The 3,921-nt window shown below is 66.9% G+C and carries 6 protein-coding genes; all 6 read right to left on the bottom strand.

Annotation, left to right across the window (positions count from 1 at the left end):
- A partial coding sequence (locus NQ160_RS20070) for an RNA polymerase-binding protein RbpA (RefSeq protein ID WP_257516869.1) occupies positions 1-119 on the bottom strand: 119 nt, incomplete at its 3' end.
- A gap of 1 nt (position 120) precedes the next feature.
- Entirely contained in the window at positions 121-339 is a 219-nt protein-coding gene (secG, locus tag NQ160_RS20065; RefSeq protein ID WP_306813406.1) for a preprotein translocase subunit SecG, read from the bottom strand.
- A gap of 143 nt (positions 340-482) precedes the next feature.
- Positions 483-1,271 (bottom strand): triose-phosphate isomerase, encoded by a 789-nt coding sequence (gene tpiA, locus NQ160_RS20060; protein WP_257516867.1) that lies wholly within the window; start codon positions 1,269-1,271, stop codon positions 483-485.
- A complete protein-coding gene (locus NQ160_RS20055; RefSeq protein WP_257516866.1) occupies positions 1,262-2,476 on the bottom strand; it encodes a phosphoglycerate kinase in 1,215 nt (404 codons plus the stop codon). The genes tpiA and NQ160_RS20055 overlap by 10 nt, the downstream gene beginning before the upstream one ends.
- Positions 2,477-2,481: 5 nt before the next feature.
- Positions 2,482-3,486 (bottom strand): type I glyceraldehyde-3-phosphate dehydrogenase, encoded by a 1,005-nt coding sequence (gene gap, locus NQ160_RS20050; protein WP_257516865.1) that lies wholly within the window; start codon positions 3,484-3,486, stop codon positions 2,482-2,484.
- Between the two features lie 132 nt (positions 3,487-3,618).
- Positions 3,619-3,921, bottom strand: a 303-nt coding sequence (locus NQ160_RS20045; RefSeq protein WP_257516864.1) for a superoxide dismutase, incomplete at its 5' end; no start/stop codon positions are given.

The following is a 3,921-nucleotide window of genomic DNA, read 5'->3' as shown; positions in this document are numbered from 1 at the left end:
TTGCCGAGGGCGTCCCAATACGACACCGCCACGCGGTCCGCGTGGAACCCGTGGTCCTGCTCGCCCATCGGGCCTGCGCCCACCCGCGTACCGCGGATGGCGTTTCCACCTGTAGCCATGTCAGATTCCCTGGAACTTGGTGATCAGGCCGAGGGCCACGATCGAGACGAACCACGCCAGCGCGAGGATGACGGTGAAGCGGTTGAGGTTGCGTTCGGCCAGGCCGGACGAGCCCATCGCCGAGGTCATCCCCCCGCCGAACATGTCGGACAGGCCGCCGCCACGACCCTTGTGGAGCAGGATGAGAAGGGTCAGCAGCAAGCTGGTGATGCCCAGCATCACCTGCAGGACGAACTCGAGAACTGGCACAGTCGTAGAAGCCTTTCGCTGTGGTCCCTGCGGACCACACAAGGGTCGAGTATAGCGGGCGGTGGCGCGGCGACGGGTTCAGCGGCCGGAGTGGCCGCTGAACCCGTCGTCGATCACACTCCGACGTGCTTCTGGAACCGGATGATCGCCGCGAACTCGTCCACCAGCAGGCTCGCCCCGCCCACCAGTGCACCGTCGACGTCGGGCTCGCGCATGAAGCTCGCGATGTTGCTCGACTTCACCGACCCGCCGTAGAGCACACGCGTGCGCTCCGCAGCCTCGGCGCCGAGCTTGGCCGCGACGACCTCGCGCAGCTTGGCGCACACGTCCTGCGCCTGCTCCGCAGTGGCGGCTTTGCCCGAGCCGATGGCCCAGACCGGCTCGTAGGCCACGACGATGTCGGCATCCGCCGGCACGCCATCCAAGGCCTCCTTGAGCTGAGACACGGGCACGGCGCTGGCGCCGTGGGTCTCGAGGTCGTCCGCGGTCTCACCGACGCAGATCACGGGAACGAGCCCGTGACGCAACGCCGCCTGGACCTTGGATGCCACGACCTCGTCGCTCTCGGCGTGGTACTGCCGACGCTCGGAGTGGCCGATGATGACGTACCGGCAGTCGAGCTTCGACAGGAACGCACCCGAGATCTCTCCCGTGTACGCACCGGAATCGTGCGCCGACAGATCCTGCGCGCCGAGCGCGAACTCGATCTTGTCGGCATCCAGCAGCGTCTGCACCGCCCGCAGGTCGGTGTACGGCGGGAAGACCGCCACCTCGACACTGCCGTTCTCGTGCTTGGCGTCCTTGAGCGTCCACGCGAGCTTCTGGACGAACGCGATCGCCTGCAGGTGATCGAGGTTCATCTTCCAGTTGCCCGCGATGAGCGGGGTACGGTTCACTGCCATCCGAGGACCTCCAGTCCGGGCAGACGCTTGCCTTCGAGGAACTCCAGGCTTGCGCCGCCGCCGGTGGAGATGTGACCGAACTGGTCGTCAGAGAATCCGAGCTGACGCACCGCCGCGGCGGAGTCGCCACCGCCGACGACGGACAGGCCGTCGACCTCGGTGAGCGCCTGAGCGACCGCCTTGGTGCCCGCAGCGAAGGCATCCATCTCGAACACGCCCATGGGGCCGTTCCAGAACACCGTCTTGCTGCTGCGGATCGCGTCGGCGAAGAGCCCTGCGGTCTTGGGTCCGATATCCAGACCCATTCCCGAGGCGCCGAAGGGGGTGTCCTCCAGCGCGTCTGCCTCTGCCACCACGTGGTCGGCGTCTGCGGAGAAGGATGCGGCCATGACGGCATCCACGGGAAGAACGATCTCCACGCCTCGTTCGGTCGCGTCGGCGAGGTAGCCCCGCACCGTCTCGAGCTGGTCCTCTTCCAGCAGGCTCTTGCCCACCTTGTGGCCCTGCGCAGCGAGGAAGGTGTACATCATCCCGCCACCGATGCAGAGCTTCTGCACGCGCGGCAGCAGGTGCTCGATGACGCCCAGCTTGTCGCTGACCTTCGAGCCGCCCAGGACGACCGTGTAGGGCCGCTCCGGCTTCTCGGTGAGGCGGTCGAGGACGTCGACCTCCTTCTCGATCAGGTACCCGGCCGCAGACGGCAGGATCTGCGCGAGGTCGTAGACAGAGGCCTGCTTGCGGTGCACGACGCCGAAGCCATCGGACACCAGCACGTCTCCGAGCGAGGCGAGCTGCTCGGCGAAGGCGCGGCGCTCGGCCTCGTCCTTCGCCGTCTCCCCTGCGTTGAACCGCAGGTTCTCGATCACCGCGACGTCGCCGTCCTCCAGCGCCGCCACGGCCTCGCGGGCCGACTCGCCCACGGTGTCGCGGGCGAAGGCGACGGGCTTGCCCAGCAGCTCGGAGAGCCGCTGTGCAACGGGGGCGAGGGTGTACTTCTCATCGGGGGCACCGGCGGGCCGGCCGAGGTGCGAGCACGCGATGACGCGCGCGCCCTGGTTGATCAGTTCGTTCAGCGTGGGAAGCGCTGCCCGCACGCGGCCATCGTCCGTGATGACGCCGTCCTTGAGGGGGACGTTGAAATCAGCACGGACGATGACACGCTTGCCGGCCAGCGAACCCAGCGAGTCGAGGGTGCGCAGGGCCATGGCCGTCAGAGCTTGCTTGCGACGAGCTCGGTGAGGTCGACGAGGCGGTTGGAGTAGCCCCACTCGTTGTCGTACCAGCCGACGATCTTGACCTGGTTGCCCATCACGCGGATGAGGCCGGCGTCGAAGATGCACGAGTGCGGGTCGGTGACGATGTCGCTCGAGACGATGTCGTCCTCGGTGTACTTCAGGATGCCCTTGAGCGGGCCCTCTGCGGCAGCCTTGTACGCGGCCTTGATCTCGTCGACCGTGACACCGTCACGCGTTTGGATGGTGAGGTCCGTGGCCGAGCCGGTGGGCACCGGCACGCGCAGCGCGAAGCCGTCGAGCTTGCCCTTGAGCTCGGGCAGCACCAGGCCGATGGCCTTGGCGGCACCGGTCGACGTGGGAACGATGTTGAGGGCCGCGGCGCGGGCGCGACGCAGGTCCTTGTGCGGGCCGTCCTGCAGGTTCTGGTCTGCGGTGTAGGCGTGCACCGTGGTCATGAGGCCACGCTCGATGCCGAAGTGGTCGTTGAACACCTTGGCCATGGGGGCCAGGCAGTTCGTCGTGCACGACGCGTTCGAGATGATGTGGTGCTTCTCGGGGTCGTAGTCGCCCTCGTTGACGCCGATGACGAACGTTGCGTCCTCGCCCGAGGCTGGTGCCGAGATGAGCACCTTCTTCGCGCCGCCGGCGATGTGCTTGCGGGCGTCGTCGGCCTTGGTGAAGCGGCCGGTCGACTCGATGACGATGTCGACGCCCAGCTCGCCCCAGGGGAGGTTCGCGGGGTCGCGCTCCTCGAACACCCGGATCTTCTTGTCACCGACGGTGATCGAGTCCGCGTCGTACGTCACGTCGGCGTCGAGGCGGCCGAGGATCGAGTCGTACTTCAGCAGATGCGCCAAAGTCTTGTTGTCGGTGAGGTCATTCACCGCCACGATGTCGAGGTCCGCACCCTGCGCGAGCGCGGCTCGAAGGTAGTTGCGTCCAATGCGGCCGAAGCCGTTGATGCCGATCTTGACAGACACGATGTCTCCCGGTTTCCGTCGCGCCGGCGACGCCTGCTCGGCGCTCCAGACACGCGATCTCTTTGACAGAAGAGGATGCCGGAACCCGCCCGTTTCCGGGGAGGATTCAGGCATCCTCACCTGCCTTCGACACTACAGCAGACCGGCGGTCTTCTCACGGGCGGTGGCGAACCGATCCGAGACATTCGCCCAGTTGGCGATGTTCCAGAACGCCTTCACGTAGTCGGCGCGCACGTTGCTGTAGTCGAGGTAGTAGGCGTGCTCCCAGACATCCAGCAGCAGCAGGGGCACGGTGCCGGCGGCGAGCTGGTTCTGCTGGTCGAAGAACTGCTGGATGATGAGGTTCTGCCCCAGCGAGTCCCAGAACAGTCCCGCCCAGCCGGACCCCTGCACGCCGAGCGCTGCGGCGGAGAAGTGCGCCTGGAACTTGTCGAA

This window comes from Microbacterium sp. zg.Y909 (assembly GCF_024626565.1).
The sequence above is the reverse complement of the archived record's forward strand: the minus strand, read 5'-3'. Positions and strand labels throughout refer to the sequence as shown.

What these genes read in the sequence shown, in the direction of transcription:
- secG (WP_306813406.1), bottom strand. Translation starts at nt 339, where the DNA reads ATGCTGGGCATCACCAGCTTGCTGCTGACCCTTCTCATCCTGCTCCAC.
- tpiA (WP_257516867.1), bottom strand. Translation starts at nt 1,271, where the DNA reads ATGGCAGTGAACCGTACCCCGCTCATCGCGGGCAACTGGAAGATGAAC.
- NQ160_RS20055 (WP_257516866.1), bottom strand. Translation starts at nt 2,476, where the DNA reads ATGGCCCTGCGCACCCTCGACTCGCTGGGTTCGCTGGCCGGCAAGCGT.